At 64.7% G+C, this 19,792-nt stretch carries 16 protein-coding genes; all 16 read right to left on the bottom strand.

Annotated elements, in window-relative coordinates:
• Nucleotides 1-14 precede the first annotated feature (14 nt).
• The 16 genes from V4U86_RS02935 to V4U86_RS02860 all read right to left on the bottom strand — a co-directional run bounded on the left by V4U86_RS02935 (nucleotide 15) and on the right by V4U86_RS02860 (nucleotide 19,769).
• Nucleotides 15-1,469, bottom strand: a complete 1,455-nt coding sequence (locus V4U86_RS02935) for a lipopolysaccharide biosynthesis protein (protein ID WP_395309801.1) — start codon at nucleotides 1,467-1,469, stop codon at nucleotides 15-17.
• 65 nt (nucleotides 1,470-1,534) lie between these two features.
• The gene (locus V4U86_RS02930; RefSeq protein WP_395309800.1) at nucleotides 1,535-2,656 is read right to left on the bottom strand and encodes a glycosyltransferase family 2 protein; all 1,122 of its coding nucleotides are present in this window, start codon (nucleotides 2,654-2,656) and stop codon (nucleotides 1,535-1,537) included.
• Nucleotides 2,653-3,726, bottom strand: coding sequence for a polysaccharide deacetylase family protein (locus tag V4U86_RS02925; protein ID WP_395311898.1), 1,074 nt, complete (start codon nucleotides 3,724-3,726; stop codon nucleotides 2,653-2,655). Before V4U86_RS02925 ends, V4U86_RS02930 begins: the two co-directional genes overlap by 4 nt.
• Nucleotides 3,727-3,737: 11 nt before the next feature.
• Complete coding sequence (locus V4U86_RS02920; protein WP_395309799.1) at nucleotides 3,738-4,895, bottom strand: glycosyltransferase family 4 protein; 1,158 nt, start codon at nucleotides 4,893-4,895, stop codon at nucleotides 3,738-3,740.
• 6 nt (nucleotides 4,896-4,901) lie between these two features.
• Nucleotides 4,902-6,239, bottom strand: a complete 1,338-nt coding sequence (locus V4U86_RS02915; RefSeq protein ID WP_395309798.1) for a nucleotide sugar dehydrogenase — start codon at nucleotides 6,237-6,239, stop codon at nucleotides 4,902-4,904.
• 144 nt (nucleotides 6,240-6,383) lie between these two features.
• The gene (locus tag V4U86_RS02910; RefSeq protein WP_395309797.1) at nucleotides 6,384-7,622 is read right to left on the bottom strand and encodes a glycosyltransferase family 4 protein; all 1,239 of its coding nucleotides are present in this window, start codon (nucleotides 7,620-7,622) and stop codon (nucleotides 6,384-6,386) included.
• An 83-nt stretch (nucleotides 7,623-7,705) separates the two neighbouring features.
• On the bottom strand, nucleotides 7,706-8,830 hold the full coding sequence (locus V4U86_RS02905; protein WP_395309796.1) for a glycosyltransferase: 1,125 nt from the start codon (nucleotides 8,828-8,830) through the stop codon (nucleotides 7,706-7,708).
• Nucleotides 8,827-9,903: a glycosyltransferase family 4 protein gene (locus V4U86_RS02900; RefSeq protein ID WP_395309795.1), complete on the bottom strand. Its 1,077-nt coding sequence runs from the start codon at nucleotides 9,901-9,903 to the stop codon at nucleotides 8,827-8,829. Before V4U86_RS02900 ends, V4U86_RS02905 begins: the two co-directional genes overlap by 4 nt.
• Nucleotides 9,896-11,278 carry an O-antigen ligase family protein gene (locus V4U86_RS02895; protein ID WP_395309794.1) on the bottom strand — a complete coding sequence of 461 codons (1,383 nt, stop codon included), beginning with the start codon at nucleotides 11,276-11,278 and terminating at the stop codon, nucleotides 9,896-9,898. Before V4U86_RS02895 ends, V4U86_RS02900 begins: the two co-directional genes overlap by 8 nt.
• Before the next feature lie 43 nt (nucleotides 11,279-11,321).
• Nucleotides 11,322-12,668 carry a hypothetical protein gene (locus tag V4U86_RS02890; RefSeq protein WP_395309793.1) on the bottom strand — a complete coding sequence of 449 codons (1,347 nt, stop codon included), beginning with the start codon at nucleotides 12,666-12,668 and terminating at the stop codon, nucleotides 11,322-11,324.
• Between the two features lie 49 nt (nucleotides 12,669-12,717).
• Nucleotides 12,718-13,704 carry a GDP-mannose 4,6-dehydratase gene (locus V4U86_RS02885; protein ID WP_395309792.1) on the bottom strand — a complete coding sequence of 329 codons (987 nt, stop codon included), beginning with the start codon at nucleotides 13,702-13,704 and terminating at the stop codon, nucleotides 12,718-12,720.
• Nucleotides 13,705-13,738: 34 nt separating this feature from the next.
• Nucleotides 13,739-15,253: a sugar transferase gene (locus V4U86_RS02880; RefSeq protein WP_395311897.1), complete on the bottom strand. Its 1,515-nt coding sequence runs from the start codon at nucleotides 15,251-15,253 to the stop codon at nucleotides 13,739-13,741.
• A gap of 41 nt (nucleotides 15,254-15,294) precedes the next feature.
• A complete protein-coding gene (locus tag V4U86_RS02875; protein ID WP_395309791.1) occupies nucleotides 15,295-15,621 on the bottom strand; it encodes a hypothetical protein in 327 nt (108 codons plus the stop codon).
• Nucleotides 15,622-15,910: 289 nt separating this feature from the next.
• On the bottom strand, nucleotides 15,911-16,768 hold the full coding sequence (locus tag V4U86_RS02870) for a LuxR C-terminal-related transcriptional regulator (RefSeq protein WP_395311896.1): 858 nt from the start codon (nucleotides 16,766-16,768) through the stop codon (nucleotides 15,911-15,913).
• Between the two features lie 288 nt (nucleotides 16,769-17,056).
• The gene (glmS, locus tag V4U86_RS02865; protein ID WP_395309790.1) at nucleotides 17,057-18,841 is read right to left on the bottom strand and encodes a glutamine--fructose-6-phosphate transaminase (isomerizing); all 1,785 of its coding nucleotides are present in this window, start codon (nucleotides 18,839-18,841) and stop codon (nucleotides 17,057-17,059) included.
• Nucleotides 18,842-18,971: 130 nt separating this feature from the next.
• Nucleotides 18,972-19,769, bottom strand: a complete 798-nt coding sequence (locus tag V4U86_RS02860; protein ID WP_395309789.1) for a LuxR C-terminal-related transcriptional regulator — start codon at nucleotides 19,767-19,769, stop codon at nucleotides 18,972-18,974.
• Nucleotides 19,770-19,792: the final 23 nt, after the last annotated feature.

The following is a 19,792-nucleotide window of genomic DNA, read 5'->3' as shown; positions in this document are numbered from 1 at the left end:
CTGCTCCTGTCTGTTCACGACGATCGCCTACGGAGCTGCCGCACCGCCTCCGACAGTTCACGCCACGCTGCCGGCACGAACAGCGCCAAGCCGGCCCCGTACAGTGCGAAGAACCCCGCACCCTCGGCCAGCAAGACCGCCGCACCCAGCAGGAAACCGCGCTCGTCGGAATGGACGAGCAGGTGTTCGCTGATGCCGAGGACAACCACCGGCACGGCCGCCACCAGGATCGGCGGGACCAGGCGGTGTATCAGCTCACCGAACGACACTTCAGCGAGCGGGCGAGCCAGCAGAACACTCAGCGCACCGGCCGTCAGGCACGAAATTGACAGGGCCAGGCCGACACCCGCCACGCCGAGCGGTAGAAGCAGGAACAGCAGTCCGATCCCGAGGACGGTGCCGACCAGCGTCACCCAGTGCAAGAGGCGCGTCCGGCCCAACCCCTTGATCGACTCCATACCGATCGCCATCAGCGCCACTCCGGGCCCCAGGCCCGCGAGTGCCACCAGCATGGTACCCGCTCCTCGCCATTGTTCGCCGAGCAGCACTGCGACCAGCGGCTCGCCGGCGGCGCCGATGAAGCAGGCAACCGGGACGGCCAGACACCACAGCACCTGCAGGGCCCGCAGGAATGCCGAGCGAAACCGCGCCGGATCGGCGGCCAGCCGCGAGAAGGCCGGGAACAGAACGTAAGAACCGACGTCTATCACGGCCCTTTCCGGCAGTCCACCCAACCGCAGACCATATCTGTAGTAGCCCAGCGCAGTCGCGCCCAGCGCCCCGCCGACCACGACGGTCTCGAGCAGCTCTCGTACCCTGTTCACTACAGTCCAGACCACCAGTGGCACAGAGAATTTGGCCAGTTCACGCCACAGCGCGAAGGAGGCACGCCCCGGCCCGCCGGGGCGCCATCCGGCCAGGGTCCAGGTTGCGATGAGCCAGGCCACGGTCGAGCAGTAGAACCCGATGACCAGTCCCCAGACCCCTAACCCGTTTGCGCACAGGGCTACCGAGACCAGCGCGAAGGTGACGGTGGTGACAGGCTGGACGATCAGCCGTTGACGGAAATCGAAGCGGCGCTGCATCAGTGCGTCCGGCACATACGTCAGCGCGTGCAGGATGATCGACCCGGCCGACGCTGCAGTGATCAGCCCCACTGTTTCGCTTCCGAAGACCCACGCCATCAGCGGAGCACTGACCACCGTCACGGCAGCCCATCCAACACCGGTGAGCAGCGTGGCCCAGAAGACGGTGGCCGCAACGTCGTCGACCCGGTCCTGGCGCTGTACCAGCGCATTGGACATACCGCCTTCAGCGAAGGTGAGCAGGAATGTGCACAACACAGTGCCCGCGGCAAACCAGCCGACTTCCTCAGGCGAAAGCAGACGAGCCAGAATGAGGGTCTGGACCAATACCACCAACTGCGTGAAGACCAGTACCCCGGTCGAGATGGCCGCACCACGGCGCAACGTGTTCGACAGTGAGCTGGGCGCGGACCCCTCGGATGCGGCCACATCGGACCCGGACGGAGAACTCACGTCGAACATTCCCTGTTCGCGGACCGGACTGTTACCGGCAGGCGTCTGCACGTATTCAGCACGGCGTGCGCGCCGGCGCGCGCGCGGACCGGGTACCGCCCCTGCGCTGCGCGATACGCAAGAAGATCGAGGGCATAACGACGCCCGAACCGGAGCCCTTCCACTCTGGTCGCATGCAACAGCACCAGTTCCCAGGCTCGCGCAATGGCGCGAGCCAATGCATCGGACGAGTATCGGCCGCTGTGCGCGTTGGCGCGTTCGAGGTCCTGCATCCACTGGCGCAGTGCGAGCATTCGCTCGACGCTCAGAGCTCCGGGGGGCTGGGCACTGCAATGCATCAGCGCCGACATCAGCAACGGGTCACACTCCGCCTTGCCCATGCCCACCTCCCGAAGCAAGCGGCCCTGGATGAGCAGGGTGTCGCGAGACACCTGGTCGAACTTGGTGTGCATGATGCCGCCGGGCGATTTGCGGTAGTCCACCAGCGCCTCGCGCACCAGCACGACGGCGTGGTGGCGCGCCACATCAGCCGCCATCGCATAGTCCTCGGCGTAGATCGGCCGGAAACCGCCCTCGGGGATCGCGCTTCGGCGCAACATGTGAACCGCCGACGGAAACGGGTTGGCGAACAGCATCAGTGGCTTCAGCGCCTCGTCGTCCAGTCCCCAATCGTCGATTCCCCGGGTGATCAGGCGGCTCTGCATATCGATGCCGTTGACCAGGCAACCCACCAGGCCCACATCGGGCCGGCCCTCGAAGGCCGCAATCTGGCGGGCGATCCGGTTGGGACGGCTGACGTCGTCGCCGTCCAGCAGCGCCACGAACGGCGCGCGCGACAGCGCCAATGCTGCGTTGCGCGCCCCCACCAGTCCGGCGTTGCGCTGGAGGCGGAAGATGCCCAGCCGGGAATCATCGATGCCGAACAGCACCTCGGTGCACTGATCCGGGCAGGCGTCGTCGATGACCAACACTTCCAGATTGCGGAACGTCTGGCGCAGCAGGCTGTCGACGGCCTCACGGAGGGTGGCGCGCACCCGGTAGGCCGGGACGATCACCGATACTGTGGGCGCAGCCGCGCCGATGCGCTTGACGACCGTGTGTGACGGCGCCACGTTCACGCGGAAACCTCCTGCCGTTCGCCCGTCGCCGGGCGGCGCGGAAGGATCCGCCGGGCCAAGCTCTTGTTCGAGCGCGGCCGCCCCGCGAACCCCGAGACCTTCAACCTGAACTGCGCGAAGGACTCCGTGGTCAGTCCCAGACGGGGCAACTCATAGGGATCGGAGTCCGGCCCGGCAAAGCCGGGCTGTGTCGACAGTGCCCAGCGGATGCCATTGCGGCGCAGCGCCGCCTTCGCGCGGTCGTCGAAATCCTGCAGCCCACCGTTCGGATAGGCGAAGATCGTCGGCGCACTCCCGGTGTTGATCTCGACCGCCCGGCACGACTCCGAGACCTCGTACTCCACCTTCTCGTCGTCGCAGCGGGAAAGAATCGGGTGAGTGACGGTGTGCGGGTACAGAGTGACCAGCCCGTCGCTTCCCAGCACAGTCGCCTCGTCCCAGGAGAGCAATCGGAACGGTCCGTCACTCGCACAGCCGGACTCCTGCCCCAACGCAATGACCAGCGACTCGATCTCCGCGATTCGCTGCGCATCGGGCAGCTGCTTGAAGGCCTGCAGTGTCGTATCACGCGCCTCGACACGATCCGCCCCGGTCCGAAGTGACAGGATGTCCAGGCCCACCGCCGACAGGTCGACCTCAGGGACGGTCGTCTCGGCGAAGGCGTGCCACAGCCGGTCCGGCCACAGCAACTCACCGGTTCCCATCGGTCCCGTCGCTAGGAAGACCGCAGCAGGGATTCCAAGCTCACGCAGCACCGGAGCGGCGTTGGTCAGCAGGTTACGCGTCCCGTCATCGAAGGTCACCGCGGCCGCGCGTGGGGGCAGCGTGCCGTCACGGAGACGCTCGAGGGCCTCCCCGAGCGGTAAGACCGTGAAGTGACGGCGAAGGTACTCCAGGTCGCGCCGCAGGGTGGGGATGTCGATCACCCAGTCGGCGGGCGGAGAAACCGACTCTGCCTCGACCCCGTGGAACATGACGATCGCAAGTCGATTCGCATGTCTCCAGCGCTCGAGCATCGGGACCCCGAACGCGCACAACAGCGCACACTTGATATCCCTCATGCTGGCCATCGTCACTCCTCCTACGCGCATGCTTTCCGGTACGCCTCAACAGTCATATCCGCCACTGCCGAGGCTGAATAGCGGCCCATTGCGACTTCGTGGGCTCGTAAACCCATGCGCAGGGCGAGTTCCTGGTCCTCGAGCAGTTTCACGATGCGTTCGGCAAGGGCACCTTCGTCCCCGGATTCCACGAGAAATCCGGTCTCACCGTCATCCACCATTTCCCCCACACCACCGACCCGGCTCGCAACGACAGGCTTACCCGCCGCCATCGCCTGCGCGAGAATTGTGGGAGCATTCTCCTGCCGCGAGAACAACACCACCGTTCGGGCATTCACGATCTCCCGCCGCATTCGGTCGTTGTCGACAAGGCCCACGATCTCGACGCTTTCCTGCAAGTCGAGGGCGTTCACCCGGTCCCGAACGCGTCGTGCATAGTCGGCGTCGGGCTCCGGGCCGACAATCAACAGACGCGCCTGCGGCACTGTCAGCCGGACCTGAGCCAAGGCATCGACAAGCCCGAGAGCGTTCTTGTTGGGCATGAGCCCACCCGCGAACAGCAGACACGGCTTCGTCGGGACCGGCGGAGCCAACGCGAAGAAATCCGCGCCAGCCGGATTGGGGATGCTCACCAGGGTGCCTCGGAGCGGTTGATCCAGCACCTCTGCACTCCATTTCGAGATCGAGATGAGGACCTTGGCACGCAGCGCCACACGCCGCTCCAGATTCCGGATCAACCTGTTCCGCAGTCGCCCTCGGAATCCGCGGCCCTCACACATATCCGCATTGGTGTCGGGGAGCGTCACGCCGTGGATCGTGACCGCCGCATTCAAACTGCATCGCTGAGCCATGTCGCCGTAGAGCCCGATCTCCTGGCCATGCACCACATCTGGTCGGATCTGCGCGACGATGGCACGGGCCTTGCGCACGTCGAGAAAGGACCGACTGACCGTTCGCAACAATCGCTGGCCACGCACGTAATAAACCTCGACATTGGGTCCCTCGCGGCGGAAGTCCGTCGGCGCGTCGCCGCTGTGGAAACGCAGCACTGTGACGCTGTCGATGGCGTGGTGTCGGGCCAACGCCGGAACCAGTGTGCTTGTTGCCGATTCTATTCCACCGCGAACAACACCAGGCTCCAGTGGATACGGGCCGATCATCAAAACCTTGATACCCATACTCCGCTACCAACCGATGCCCTGATAGTTCGGGGTACCACGCAGTGTCCCGGCGTCCGGCAGGCGCACCAGATCCACGACGAACCGGTCCGAACCTGCCCGCGCGATCGCATCGACAACCCGAGGTTCGCGGGTGCCGACGATCAGCACCTCGCCATGGTCGAGTACCTCATCGACATCATCGGTCAACAGGTCACCGATATGCGGAAGTTGTTGGCGGATATATGCTCCGTTCGCACCGGTGAGCCGGGACAGCACGACGTTCGCATCGTAGATCCTGGCATCGAACCCCTTGCCCAGCAGCCGTTCGGCAAGCTCGACCATCGGACTGTCTCGCAGATCATCGGTACCGGGTTTGAACGACAAACCGAAGATGCCGACCTTGTGCAGGCCGGTGCTCAGCACCAGGTCCACAGCGCGCCGCATCTGGCTTTCGTTCGACGTCAGCAGATTCGCCAGCAGCGGTACGTCCAGATCGTTTCGGCGCGCCGTGTGGGTCAGCGCCCGCACATCCTTCGGTAGGCACGAGCCTCCGAATGCGAACCCGGGCCGCAGGTAGGCGGGGCTGATGTTCAGCTTGGTATCGGCGGTGAAGATATCCATGACGACGTGCGAATCGAGCATCAGCGACGAGCAGATCGCCCCGATCTCGTTCGCGAACCCGACCTTGAGCGCGTGGAAGCTGTTGTCGACATATTTGGTCATCTCGGCGACTCTGATCGGCACCTGGAAGCGCGGTCCGGGAAGGCCTTCGTAGATGCCGAGCACGAGCGATCCGCTACGCGTATCCGACGCTCCGACAACAGTTTTAGGGGGCTCATGGAAGTCGTGCACACTGGTACCCTCGCGCAGGAACTCCGGGTTGACGCATACCCCGAAGTCCAGCCCCGCACGTTTGCCCGATGCCGACTCCAGACGTGGAATCAGCAGATTCTCGCAGGTCCCCGGCACCATGGTGCTGCGGTACACCACCACGTGCCATCCGTCCTTGGTGGCCAGTGCGGCCCCGATCTGGTCGCTGACCTGCTCGAGGAATGACGTCGATAAGCCGCCGCCGGAGGCCGACGGCGTACCGACGCAGACGAGGGACACATCCGTCTCCGACACCGCGCGGGCCGCATCGGTCGTGACGGTGAGGTCCCCCGCCGCCACGACCTCGGCGATGACGTCACCGATCCTCTCCTCGATGACCGGAGACAAACCCTGCCGGATGGCGTTCACCTTGTCCGGGTTGACGTCCACCCCTGTCACCCGATGCCCGCGCGATGCGAGGCAGGCCGCACTCACGCAACCTACGTAGCCAAGTCCGAAGACACTCAACGAAACCGACGGCGAAGCACTCATGATCCGTTCACCAACTCCATATCAGAAGAGAAGACTCCATTACGACGCCGGCGGCGCCCGTATCGATCGTCAACACACGAGGGACACCTGACTCCGACCACCAAACCCGCGGCAGTTCGTGTGGCGGCATGGCGGCCGCACGCCCTAGGTACCGGCACGGATGTCAATCTGATTCATCACGGGGGCCGAGTCGTTCATTCCCAGGAGGCGCTCGTAGAACCCGATGAGCGACCGGCGTGATACCTCCCACGACAGCTCATTCTCGAGCCTTCTTCGTCCCAGTTCACCCATCCGACTACGGCATTGGGGGTCCTTGAGCAACTGGTCGATCGCCGCGGCGAAGGCCAGTTCGTCGTTCGCCGGCACATATACCGCGGCATCGCCGGCGGAGACGCGCGCTTCGGTGAGTTCGAAGGACACTATGGGCCGCCCCATCGCCATGTACTCGACCACCTTGTTCATGGTCGAGATATCATTCAGGGGATTCTTCGGGTCCGGCGACAAGCACACGTCGGCGGTCGACAGACAGCGCGCGACGAAGTCATCGGTCACCCGCCCCGGAAACTCGACCCGATCCGCTATGCCGAGCTCCCCGCAGAGCTTAACCATATCGTCGAAGACATCACCGGCACCCATGAATATGGCATGAAAATCATTCCTTCCCAACTTATTACGGAGGATCTGCAACGATCTCAGGGCGTAGTCCACGCCGTCTTGCGGTCCCATCACACCCAGGTACGCGAGTAGATACGGCTGGCCACGCCGCAGGCTCGGATCGGGCGCCTGCGCCGTGAAACGACCGAGGTCAGGTGCACTGCGCACCACGGCGACCCGGTCGGGCGGCACCTTTCCGCGCGCCATCGCGATGCGCCGGTACGTCTCGTTCGGTGCGATGACCGCGTCGGCCACGACGAAGGTCATTCGCTCGACCAGCCGCGTGAGCCAGTAGAGGATTCGGGCACCACCGGGAAAGCGCGAAAGAAAGAGCTCGGGTGTCAGGTCATGTTGGTCGAATACGAACCGGGTGCCAGTCGGACGCAGCACCAACGCGATGAGGAACAGCAGATCCGGTGGATTGCACGCGTGCACCACGTCAATCGGTCCCAGTCGACGAACCTTGATCGCGAGCCGCAACGTATGCCACAGGGCCAGGCTGTACTCCCGCAGGTACTCGACGGGCCCTCCGGTCGCCGGACGCAGGGGATAGCGCAGTATCCGGATACCGTCGATCACCACCTCTCGTTCGACATCCTGCCCGGCTCCGGTCGGACAGATCACGGTGACCGCAAATCCCGCGTCGATCAGCGCCGTGGCCTCCTGCCAGACGCGACGGTCGAACGGCACCGAAAGATTCTCGACAAGCATCAAAATGTGGCGTTTCATTGCCCATCCCCTTCCATGGTGATCCCCACCGCACATCCGCTGTTCCGCTGTCGCACAACCGCGTCGCACCGCTGCGCTGCCTTCTATCGCACTGTGATCAAGTCCTCTATCGCCCGTTGCGCCGCCTCGACGCTGCGATCCAGTCCGAACTCCGCCTCGACGCGACGGCGCCCGGCCAGACCCATGCGGCGCGCCGCTTCCGGGTCGGACAACAACTGCACCATCCGCGCCGCGACCTGTTCCGGACTCCTCGGGGAAACGAGATAGCCGGTCTCACCGTCGTTTACGATCTCGACAATCCCGCCGACGGCCGTGCAGACAACAGGTCGCGCGCAGGCCATAGCCTCCAACAGTGCCATCGGAAAGCACTCGGTTGTCGAGGTCATTGCGAAAACATCTACTGCGCATAGAATTCGATCGATGTCGCCGCGTATACCGGTGAAACACACGCTGCCGGACAGGTCCAGATCACTGCACAGCGCCTCGAGTCCACTGCGACACGGACCGTCCCCGACGACGAGGAACTTTGCTCGTGGTAGTTGGTCCAGCACGATACGCGCCGCTCGGAGGAACGTCTCGTGGTCCTTCTCCCACCGGAGCATGCCGATGATGCCCACCACCGGATCGCCCTCGGTGACCCCGAACTCACCCAAGGAATCCCGGCAGGTGGTCACATCGAACAATGTCGGATCCACGCCGTTACGGATGATCCGGATCTTCTCTACCGGGTAGCCTCGCTCATCGGCGAGAAAGCGTCGTTGGGCTTCGGCGACACCGAAGTAGCGATTCGTCCAGCGTCGAAGGGCACGATCGATCATGCGATGACCTGTTCCCCGCGGCAGGATCTCGGTGGCCTGATGGACCCACACGATGGTGCGCGCGACACCGGCGACGCGGGCCGCGATCCGGCCGATGATCTCGGCGTTTCGACCCATCACCACGACGACGTCCGGCAGGTCCGATCTCATGATCGAGACAAGTTCCCGCAGTGCGCGCGCAGCCTGGCGCTTGGTCAGCCAGAGCGCCCGTGCCTCGATACCGGAGTCCCGCACGTCGGCGAAGAGCTCCCCGTCCCAGCCGAGACAGACCACCGATGGTACGAAACGTGTCGGGTCCAACCGCGGAAGCAAGGTGCTCACATGCCGTTCGGCGCCGCCGGCCGCCAGATTCGGGACGACGAACAGTATCTTGATCGGCCGGGCGCTCATGAGCGGACCTCGCGATACAACGCATCGAGCCGACGACCGACGACGCGCGTGTCGAAATGCTCGACGATCCTTTTATAGGCAGCGCAGCCATATTCGGCGCGCAGTTCGGGCGCGACGATGACCCTGGCCAACGCCGTCGCAATCGCTTCGCTGTCATCGGGGGCAATCAACACTCCACACCCTTCTCCGATCATCTCCGGCAGCCCACCGACACCGGTGGTGATCACGCACAGACCACGAGCCATCGCCTCCAGTACCGCCATCGGTTGCCCTTCGTTGCGCGACGGCAGCACGAGCACCTGCGCGCAGTCGAGCAGTTGCCCCACCGCCGCCTCCGAAAGCCAGTCGCGAATCTCGACCGTGCCTCCTATGCACAGCTCCCGGACCCGCCGGCGCGCCCGGTCGACTTCGCCGTCACCGGCGACGGTCAATGTCGCGATGCTCCCGTTGGCGGTGTTGAACCACGGCTCGCAGGCCAGCTTGGCCCAGGCGTCGAGAAGTGTGAACGTGCCCTTGTGATCGCCGATCCGACCGAGGAACACCACGTGCACCGGCTTGTCGCCCGTCGTCTGCGGTACTCGGCGCGCCGGGTTGACACCGTTGGGAACAGCCACTATTCGAGCGTTCGGTACGATATCCCGCATCCGTTCGGCCCATAGCTCACCCAGCGTGACGAAGGCGCTCACATGGCACAGCGTGGTGCGAATCACCGCGCGCACCAACGGGGGCGAGCTCTCGTAGTCCTCCTGGAATCCCGAGCCGTGCATATGGAAGACGACCGGCACACGGCTCGGCCTGCTGATCCAGAACAGGATCGCCTTGCGCGCGAAACTTCCGCGGGAGCCGGAGTGCAGGTGAATGACATCGGGACGGAAACAAATCAGCTCGACGGCGAAGCGCAGCGCCCCTGCCGCGAACACGAGGATCTTCCAGATGGTGGAACCGTCACGGTGCGTGGCTATGTGGCGGATGCGCCACTCGCCCCACAGCGGCGTCCGCCGCATGGTGCGGACATAGGAGGAGATGCCACCCCTACTCGCGGTGGAAACCCAGAGGGCTCGCTGCTCAGCCATGTGACATCACCGGCCGCGCAGGTGTGTCGACGACTGGGGCAACGCCGCGGCGCCCGGCCCGTTCCCACCATCCGATGGTCGTTCCGGCAAGCAGGAAGATGACGGCCGTGGGGTAGTCGAAGAAACGGAGGTCGACAGTGAGACCGGTGCAGACAAGGACAGCGAAACCCATGATCGAGATGACCGCCAGTGGCCGGCCGCACAGATCGTCGCTGGGCAGGGTTCGGTACGCCTTCCACAGCCGGTGCGCGATGAACCCCAGTACACATATCCACGTGGCCAACCCGATCACGCCCAGCTCGGCGAGAATGCCGAGCTCGTTCTCGTGCGACACCTCGCCGAGCCCGCGCAGCCATGGAGTATCCAAGGACCACTGCTGATGGTGGTAGGTGTTGATCGACTGAAACCGCGCGATTCCCCAGCCGACCAACGGTTCCCGCTCGAACGCCCACAGCGATGTCTGAATGGCGTTGAGCCGGTCGTTGACCTCGCTTGCCGAGGCAACGCCGCCGGCGGACCGGTCGGGGCTGGTGAATGTCGACCAATTCAGGGCGATACCGGCACTCACTAGTCCCAAGGCGGCGATGAACCCCCGTCGATTATCGTTGGCCAACAACGCACCCAGGATCAGTACGACGGCGGCACTGGCCCAGGCGGCCCGGGTGTGGGTCAGGTAGATGCCCCAGCCACATGCAGCGGCTATGACGACCATTGCGCACCTGCGGTATCGCGGTTCACTGCGTAGGCCGGCGAAGAACATCGCGACTGCGAAGCCGAGTGCCAGAACCATGCCGTTGACGACCGGTTGTCCGAGGATGCCGATCGCGCGGCCGGTCCATCCCGCAGGCACCTCGGTGACGATGTAGCGCGGCCAGACGACGTCGCTCAGCCCGATGGACGGCATGATGCTGACGGCTGCCGAGTAGGTGGCGAAAGCCACGATGAACCACAGCAGTGCGCGTACGGCGGCGGGGCGGTCGAAGGTGTAGCGCCCGACCAGATAGAACACGAACGGGAGAAGTATCCCGATGATGATGAACCGGCCCACCGTCAGGGGTTGCCCCCCCAGAATGTCGACCGCCGGGTACTTGTGCGGGGCCACCATCGAGTAGACGTTCCACAACAGGTACACCGCCATCGCGCACTCGATGGCCCCGACGCCGCGCAACCGATCTTGCGTGCGATCCATCCACAGCACGGTCGCGGCGACAAGCAGCGCGAAGACGAACCACCACATCTCGATCGGAGTCGGAACCGACGCATTGAGTGTCCGGCGCAGGCTGATCAATATGAGCAGAACGATGGCGGCGACCGTCGGGCTTCGCAACGCGTACAGCCCGACGATCAGGCTGCAGGCACCGGCAAGCAGAATCATGTCCGATCACCCCCGGGTGGACGCCCTACCGGCACCATCGCAGTCATCTGCGGAACTTTCGGCGGTCGACCAGCACGCCGCCGGCGACGACCGCATGCGCGCCGGCAAGGGCCCGCGCAGCCGAATCGACATCGCCGGCGCGTGATACACCCTTGCCCACCACAAGCACGGTGAGATCCGATGCGGCACAGATCTGTTGTGCATCGATGGTGTCGGCGATCGGCGAAGCGACGATGACGATGACCTCGGCGACGACGCGGAGTTCGTCGAGCACCGCATCGATCCGTTCCCTGCTCACCAGCGCATACCGGTCGACCACCGGGGCACCCGCCGGAAGGATCTTCAACGGTTCGGCCTCGCTGTCCCTGAGCAGACTTTGGACCGAGTTGCATTCGGCGAGCGCGTCGTTGAATCCCAGACCAGCGATCGTCGGCGTCTCCTCGTTGTCCGCATACACCAGAACCGTTCGGCGTCCCTGTTGTGCGGACAGACCGGCCAGCGCCTTGGCGATGTCCCGCGCACCGCGCGCGCCGCGGCAGTCGGACAGGCACACGACGGACGACTTCGGCAGGTCGTGAAGACTGATTCTGCACGCGAGCAGGCGCAGTCGTTCCTCCCGTAGCCGGCTGCCCTTCGTCGAACCACCGTCGGGGATCTCGATCAGCGGCTCGACGTCCGTCTTGTCCCTCATGTCGACCGAGTTCCCGATGCGCGACGACACCGTCGCGACACCGAGAGCCGCGAGGATTCCCAGGAGCAACCCGCCTACGGCGCGCAGGCCGGTCTCGACCGCGATATTGGTTTCGGTCTTGGTGACGCCGGCCCGCAACTGGAGTTCGCGTAACTGATTGGTGGCGGCGGCCAGCATCGTATCCAAACGCGCCTGCACCACGGGCACCATCGGATTCAACTGACCGTCAGGTCCCGGTTGAGCCACCAGATCCGCCAGTTCTCGTTCCGCGTCCTGTATCGGCTGTCGCGTCGCCGCTTGCCGCACCTCCCCGACGTCTGTACGCAACGCCGTCGCCATGCTCTGCGCCGCCTCCTGGGCGACCTCGGGGTCGTCGGCGGTCGCCTCGATCAGCAGGATCGGGCTGGTGGCAACAGACCTGGCCTCGACGGCGACCTCCTCGGGGGTGTTCGTCGCGGCCTTCAGCCGACCGATCGTCGCCGGGTCGTTGAAGACCGTCGCATAGCCGACCGTCATCGCGGCGTCCTGCTCGGGAGCCAGACCCGGTGTCGACTGAATGAGAAGTGATCTGGCGACGTATGTCGGCTGCATCTGCAGGACCGGCAGCACCGCGGCGTAGGTGGCGAGGACCGCGACGCCCAGGACTATCCACCATCGCCGCCGGACCTGATCCAAGCGATCCTTCAGTCGCTGATTCACGCTCTCCCCCCATTGAATTCGTCTGCACGCCAGTACCGGTTTCTCACTTTCACGCCCCGATCAGCTCTGCGGGATCGGTTTCCAGGGTGGTGCGCAGCCACTGGATGGTGCGCCCGATACCGTCCGGCAGATCAACCGAGGGAGCCCACCCCAGTTCGACCAACGCTTTCGACGCATCCAGAGCAATCGCCTGCAACTCACCGCTGCGCGCCTGCTCGAACAGCGGTGGGGTCGAACTACCTAGGATTTGGGCGATCTGCCGGTGCACGTCGAGCACGGTGGCCTGCCGCCCCGTACCGATGTTGAACGTGCCGACTGTTCCGTCGGGCGTGTGAGCGGCCCGCATGAACGCCTCGACGACATCATCGACGTATACGTAATCACGTGCGGCCGAACCATTTCCGAAGATCGTCGCGGTTCGGTTCGTGATCATCGCAGTGCCGAACACCGTGATGACCCCTGCTTCTCCGCGCGGATTCTGGCGCGGCCCGTACACGTTCGCCAGCGCCAGGCAGATCGGCCAGATGCCGTACATCTCGGCGTAGGCACGCAGGTACATTTCGCCGGCAAGCTTGGCCACCGCGTACGGTGAGATGGGGTCGACGCGGAGGGTTTCATCTGCAGGGAGGGAATCGGGTGTGCCGTAACGCGACCCTCCCGACGCGGCGTAGACGATGCGTCGGACACCCGAGTGCCGCACTGCCTCCAGCACGTTTATGGTGCCGAGGACGTTCGTCTGCGCGTCGAACTTCGGGTCGGTGATCGACGCCCGTAGATTGACCTGCGCGGCGAGGTGGAAGACGACGTCGGGCTTGGCCCCCGCCATGATGTCGCTGAGCTCGGGTGCCTGGATATCGGTCTGTACGAACGTGAACCGGTCACGCTGCAGCCGATGTTTACGGCGAGCCTCATCCAGATTCCCCAGCACACCCGTGCTCAGGTTGTCGAGCGCGACGACTTGGTGGCCCTCATTCAGCAGTCGATCCACCAGGGTCGAACCGATGAACCCGGCGGCGCCGGTAACGAGTGCTCGCATGATGTTCGTCTCCTGTTCCTCGAGGCGTGGAGCCTCAGTAGGCTCCGGTGCGGCGCAGCACAGCCTGCAATGTCTTGCCAACGATCAGAATGTCGCCGACCATCGACCAGTTGTCGACGTATGAGAGGTCGAGGCGGACGGCCTTGTCCCATGGCAGATCTGATCGTCCGCTCACCTGCCACAGTCCTGTCACCCCGGGCTTTACGAGCAACCTGCGCTGCACGTCGTCGTCGTAGCGTTCGACCTCCCGCCTGAGCGGCGGACGCGGACCCACGACGCTCATCTCCTGGCGGAGAACGTTGAGGAACTGTGGGAGTTCGTCGATACTGAAGCGACGGAGGAACCGTCCCACCGGCGTGACTCGCGGGTCGTTCCGGATCTTGAACAGGAGGCCATCACACTCGTTGGCCTGAAGGAGGTTCACGACGTCCTTGTCGGCGCCCTCCACCATCGTTCGAAACTTCAGCATCGAGAACGGCTTACCGTCCATCCCGATGCGCTCGGAGGCGTAGAAGATCGGCCCCTTGCTCGTCAGCTTGATCGCCAGAGCTGTAGCCACCAGCATCGGCATGGTCACGAGAAGCGCCGCCGCGGCGAAGCAGAAGTCGAATGCGCGCTTCTGAATTCGTTTCGCGCCCCGATACTGCGGCTTGTCGATGTGCAACAGCGCGAGGCCGTCGATGGGCCGCATCACCAGTCGGGAGCGTGCGACATCCATGACGCCGGGCGCGACGACGAGTTCGACGTTCAAGGGCTCCAGATCCCACAGCAACCGCCGGATGCCCCGGACTCCGAAGTGCTCCGTGCCGGCGATCGCCACGGTGTCCGCTCCGCAGCTGCGGACCGCCTGTAGGACGTAACCCTCACCACCGACGATGGGGATCAGTCGCCCGTTGATGGTGAGGTTCTCACCGGTCGGAGCGCCGTAACCGGGTATTCCTATCCCGACGACCGAATAGCCGTTCGCCACATTGTCCGTGAGCTCACTCACCAGGTCCACCACCGCGTCCCGGTGTCCGACCGCCAGAACGGCAGTGCGGTAGGCGCCTGCGCACCGCTGTCGAACCACATACCGTCGCCAGGCGAACCGACCGACGAGTAGTCCCGCCACACCGATCGGGAGTGCAACCGCCAGATAGCCTCGCGACACCTGCAGCTTCAGGAGCAGCTGGGCGATGGCGATTGCCCCGAACGTCCAGAAGGAGGCAGCCACTACCCGCCGGTACTCCTCGATGCCGGAACCGATGTACTTGGGTGACCGCGCTCGAAGCCCGGCGAGCGCGGCCAGCCAGACGAGCGCGAGGACTGCGGAGCATGCCGTCGCAACGCGACCGTCGACGCCGTCGGCGGTGAGGGTGTTTCCGAATCGTAGGTACTGACCCAACAGAACCGCCGCGCACACCACAACGGTGTCCGTGACGAGCAGGTTGAGGCTGTATCGGCGCTCCCATTGGGCACGGCCGTCCGAGCGTCTCAGTTGCTCGATCTTCTCTACCGCAGGTGCTTTCAGCTCGTCGGACGCCACCACGGGGACAGGTGCCGGCACCATCGACAACACCGTCCCGGGAGCGTCTCCTCCCTGTCGGATCGTCATTGGGGCAGACCCACAAGCGGCTCAGCGCCGACAATCCACGCCGGCGGCGTGCCGGCCACGTGGTAGATCATCCAGGTCGCAGCGGTACGGCCGTACTTCCCTGCACCGGCCCCGACGAACTGCGCGTACACCTGGTCATCTATCAGGATGCGGTTTCCGGCGATGCTCGCGTGGTGACCTGCCCTCTTCAGGGCATCACATGCCGCACCGATCTGTGCAATGCCGGCGACGACCGTGGCCACCCCCTCGGTGGTGACCGTGGAGTCCTGGCCGTTGGAGCCGCACGTGGGCCGATCGACCACTTTCGCCGGTGCCGTACTCATGACCGTGCCCGCCCTTCCGGCAAACGACACTCGTGCAGCAGCTGCTGCACTCTCGTGGTGATGCGCACCCCTCGCCGCGCACCTACGACCACTTTCCGCCCCAGACACACCGGCAACTTCTTGGCTGGTGCCACGCCGGCATTCACACCTTGAACGACTTCGGGCATTTCGGGGTGCGCCGGCACCTCGTCGCTGAAATTCGTTTCCCCCCATATCATTAGCCAACTATCTGTCACCGGCGACCGGCGGTACATGGGCCATTGGAGCGAATTTCAGTCCGGTCCGGGGTTTAGTTCTCTGGGCCCACTTCCCGCAAGCCCGTCGTTCTGAAACGCGCCGCCGCTTCGGCTCGGGAGCTGACACCCAGCTTCTTCAACACGCTGTGCACGTGGCTTTTCACCGTGTGGATGGCAATACGCAAGTCGGCAGCTATCTCCCGGTTGGTCAGGCCCATATCCAGCATCCGAAGGATCTGGACCTCCCTGCGGGTGAGGACTAGTCGCGGGATTGACGGCTGCCGCTTGGTCGCAAGTGTGGAGAGCCTACGTAGCAAGATTGCTGAGACGAGCGGAGAACTTGACGATTCACCCTGTGCCACTCTGCTAATCAGCGAGATGAGCTCATCGAGCGACTCGGTGCGCAGGTGATAGCCGGCAACTCCGGCCTCGGCGCACGCGACTATCCTGGCCTCATCGTCCTCCGATATTCCCAGGACGATGACTCGCACATGTGGGCGGATTTCGAGAGTCGCATGCAGCAACAGTCCGCTGTCGCGAGTATCCAGGTTGAGCAGAACGAGATCCGGCGGATTATTGGTCAGAGCGGTGAACAGCGACTGCAGGTCCCACGCCGACACCGGCGCCGCACCGTTGGAGGTCAGGACCGCGGCGAGGTTCTCACGGTGCAACGTGTGGTCATCGACGATCAGCAAGCTCGGGCCGGCCGACGGACTCCACACGGTACGTCCTGCGACGGGCCCCGGCTCCGGGGATCGCTGCGAGTTCTGCACCGCGGCCTCGCCGATTGGGTTATCCCTCATCGGGATCGTCGGTCTCGTGGGTCTGTCGAAGCGCCCGTGTTCCATTGCGCGATGGTCGATGCGGCCCGACGCAGCCTCACTCGATCGCGTGTCGTCGACGGCCCACATATCCACTGGCCCCACCATCCCCTCGTGGCCGCTGGTCCGATTCGCCGCATAGCGGGGCGGCTGCCGCCTTCTCCAGGGCGGCCACGCGCCGCCACGGTGCCGGTGAGCGAGTCCTGCTGGGGTAGTTCGCGACCCGTGCTTCATCAATATCGGAATTGCCTACACGCTCTCGGTTTCTCTGAGCGCGCACGTCAACTATCACGTCGGCAGGACCATCGCGTACATGGACCGGCGGAGCCATTTCAGAGCAGGCCCTGATCTAGATCGCCCCGGACACCTACGCGGCACTCACTCGACGGTCACCGACTTCGCGAGGTTGCGCGGCTTGTCTACATCACGTCCCAGCGCGAGCGCCACCGATCTGGCGAGCATCTGCAGTGCGACGACGCTCTCGAGCGGGCCCCATGGATGACCGTGCGCCTCGATGGCCGGGATCGTGCTGCCGGCCGGGCCGATGGTGACGACCCGCCCGTTGCGGGCACGCACCTCGGATACGTTGCCCACCAATTTCGGTTCACCGTTGTCCACCACGATGACCGGAGTCCCGCCGTCGACCAGGGCCAGCGGCCCGTGCTTCAGCTCTCCCGCAGGATGGTGTTCCGCCCACCGGTAGCTGAGCTCCTTCATCTTCAACGCGCCCTCCGCGGCGTACGGGAGGCCCGAGCCTCTCGCCAGATAGATGAATCCGCTCGCCCCCACCAGTTCGCCTGCGACGTCCGGCACGGCGGCCCTGGCGGTTGCTATGGCAGCTGTGAGCCGGTCCGGCAACCGCCGCAGTTCCGCGCTCAGCGCCCGGCCCTGTGCCGGCGACAGACGGTTGCCGGCCACCAACGCCGAGACCGTCAGGGCGACACCGCAAATGACCTGATTGACGAACGTCTTGGTCGCCGCGACACCGATCTCCGGTCCCGCCGAGCAATTCAGCACCGCGTCCGAGCGACGAGCCAATGTCGAATGCGTGTTGTTGGTGATCGTCAACAGCGGGGCATCGGCGGGAATCGTGGTCAGCGCACTGAGCACATCTGCGGTCTCCCCGGATTGGCTGATCGCGATGCGGTGCGTGTCCGGCTCGACGATGGTGGCGGCCGCCTCACTGGCCACCGTGACCGTCACTGGAAGTCCACCGAGTACCGCCGCCGTGTGCCGGATCACCCGGCCGGCATTGAGCGACGTCCCGCAGCCGATGACCTGGAGACGGTTGAGCTCTCCCAGTCCGAGTGCCCGCCAGAGCTCCCCGTTCGCGACACCGTCACCGATGGCGTCGAGCAATCTGCTCGCCACACCCGGCTGCTCCTCGATTTCCTTGGCCATGAAATCGGTGTGACCCTGCAGATCTGCATCGCCGTTGCGCCAACTGCTCTGAACCAGCATCGGTGCCTCGGCCGAAGAACCGGCCCAGCCCGACTCCCCGTCACCGGTCAGCTCGATGACCTCACCGTCTTCCAGTGCCCGGAATTCGTGCACCCAGTCTGCGATGGCGGCGATGTCACTGGCGGCAAAAGCCCCTGCTGCAGTTCGGCCGACGAGCAGCGGTGACCGGTTGGCAGCGACCACGATCCTTCCGGTGCCCTGCTCCAGAACTGCTATGCCCCAGGCGCCTTCAACCGAGCCCAAAGCCGACCGCACCGCGTCGACGAGGTCCTCCGACTGCAGCATGCTCGCTTCGATCAGATGACACAGAACCTCGGTGTCGACATCGCTTTCGAACCGGTGGCCCGACGCCGCCAGCTCACGCCGGAGCAGATCGGCATTCTCGATGATGCCGTTGTGCACGAGACTGATGCGGCCGGTGCAATCGATATGCGGATGCGCATTGGCTTCTGTGGCCACTCCGTGCGTGGCCCAGCGGGTGTGGCCGATCCCTGCCCCGTTCAGTTCCGCCCCGGCGTGCATACGCACTGCCTCCTCCAGGGCGTGGATGCGGCCTGCTCGGCGGATTCGCATCACCTCACCGCCGGTCGTCTGGATCGCGACACCGGCGGAGTCGTATCCCCGGTACTCCAGCCTCTTCAAGCCCACGAGGAGGTAATCCACTGACGGCGCGTGGGTTCGGCACGCGATGATCCCGCACATCAGGGCGTCCGCAGTGATGTTGCGGCGGCCAAGTCAGCTGTTTGCACCTCACCACTCTCGAACCCGCCGGCGTCGGCGTACATGGGCAATCGGGTCCATGTTTGGCGGGCCCGCGGACTAGTTCGACCGATCATGGCTGCCTGCGCCTCAGCCCGCGTGACATCGCCGCCGCCTCGGCCCGCGTGCCGACTCCGAGCTTGGTCAGCAGGCTGTGCACATGGTTCTTGACGGTGTGGATGGTGATCGCGAGCTGGTCGGCGATCTGCTGATTCGAACTTCCCAGCTCCAGCATCTTGAGGATCTGCGTCTCGCGGGTGGTCAATGCCGGCTCATTGGCCGAGGACAGTCCACCGGCTGCGAGCGCGGAGAGTCGCCGGAGCAACATGGCCGATACCGCGGGGGTGCAGGCCGTCTCGCCGTCGGCAACCCGCTGTATCGTTCGGAGCAGATCGTCGAATGAATCCGAGCGCATGTGATAGTCGGCTACCCCTACTTCGGCGCAGGCGATGATCTGTGCCTCATCTTCCTCCGACACGCCCATCACGATCGTGCGGAGTCTCGGGACGATGTCGGTGGCCGACTTCAGCAGTGCCACGCAGTCACGGGTGGTGACGTTCAGCAGCAGGATATCCGGCTTCATCTCGTCGACTGCTGTGACCAACGAGCGCAGATCCCACGCTGCCGCAGGCGTTTTGACCCCGGTCAGCGTCAGCGCGGTGCTGAGGTTCTCCCGGTGGAGTGTGCAGTCGTCGACTATCAGGATGGTTTCGGATTGCAACAGACCGAGCATGTCCCGCCGCGCCAGGAGCTGCGGGACGCGGGCCTCGCTCGACGAAGCCGTTCTGAAGTCCGCCATCTGGCGCGGCAGGACATAGCCGTCGTGCGCCATATGCCGGCCAACTTCGTAGATGTCGATGATGTCCCCCACCCGGTTGGACCCCGCCTCGATCG

The organism is Mycobacterium sp. AMU20-3851, from assembly GCF_043974665.1.
Lineage (GTDB): Bacteria > Actinomycetota > Actinomycetes > Mycobacteriales > Mycobacteriaceae > Mycobacterium.
The sequence above is the reverse complement of the archived record's forward strand: the minus strand, read 5'-3'. Positions and strand labels throughout refer to the sequence as shown.

Excerpts from the sequence above, each read along its gene's own strand:
- V4U86_RS02925 (WP_395311898.1), bottom strand. The coding sequence starts at position 3,726 with ATGGCCAGCATGAGGGATATCAAGTGTGCGCTGTTGTGCGCGTTCGGG.
- V4U86_RS02920 (WP_395309799.1), bottom strand. The coding sequence starts at position 4,895 with ATGGGTATCAAGGTTTTGATGATCGGCCCGTATCCACTGGAGCCTGGT.
- V4U86_RS02915 (WP_395309798.1), bottom strand. The coding sequence starts at position 6,239 with ATGAGTGCTTCGCCGTCGGTTTCGTTGAGTGTCTTCGGACTTGGCTAC.
- V4U86_RS02910 (WP_395309797.1), bottom strand. The coding sequence starts at position 7,622 with ATGAAACGCCACATTTTGATGCTTGTCGAGAATCTTTCGGTGCCGTTC.
- V4U86_RS02905 (WP_395309796.1), bottom strand. The coding sequence starts at position 8,830 with ATGAGCGCCCGGCCGATCAAGATACTGTTCGTCGTCCCGAATCTGGCG.
- V4U86_RS02900 (WP_395309795.1), bottom strand. The coding sequence starts at position 9,903 with ATGGCTGAGCAGCGAGCCCTCTGGGTTTCCACCGCGAGTAGGGGTGGC.
- V4U86_RS02895 (WP_395309794.1), bottom strand. The coding sequence starts at position 11,278 with ATGATTCTGCTTGCCGGTGCCTGCAGCCTGATCGTCGGGCTGTACGCG.
- V4U86_RS02885 (WP_395309792.1), bottom strand. The coding sequence starts at position 13,704 with ATGCGAGCACTCGTTACCGGCGCCGCCGGGTTCATCGGTTCGACCCTG.
- V4U86_RS02880 (WP_395311897.1), bottom strand. The coding sequence starts at position 15,253 with ATGGTGCCGGCACCTGTCCCCGTGGTGGCGTCCGACGAGCTGAAAGCA.
- V4U86_RS02875 (WP_395309791.1), bottom strand. The coding sequence starts at position 15,621 with ATGAGTACGGCACCGGCGAAAGTGGTCGATCGGCCCACGTGCGGCTCC.
- V4U86_RS02870 (WP_395311896.1), bottom strand. The coding sequence starts at position 16,768 with ATGTGGGCCGTCGACGACACGCGATCGAGTGAGGCTGCGTCGGGCCGC.
- glmS (WP_395309790.1), bottom strand. The coding sequence starts at position 18,841 with ATGTGCGGGATCATCGCGTGCCGAACCCACGCGCCGTCAGTGGATTAC.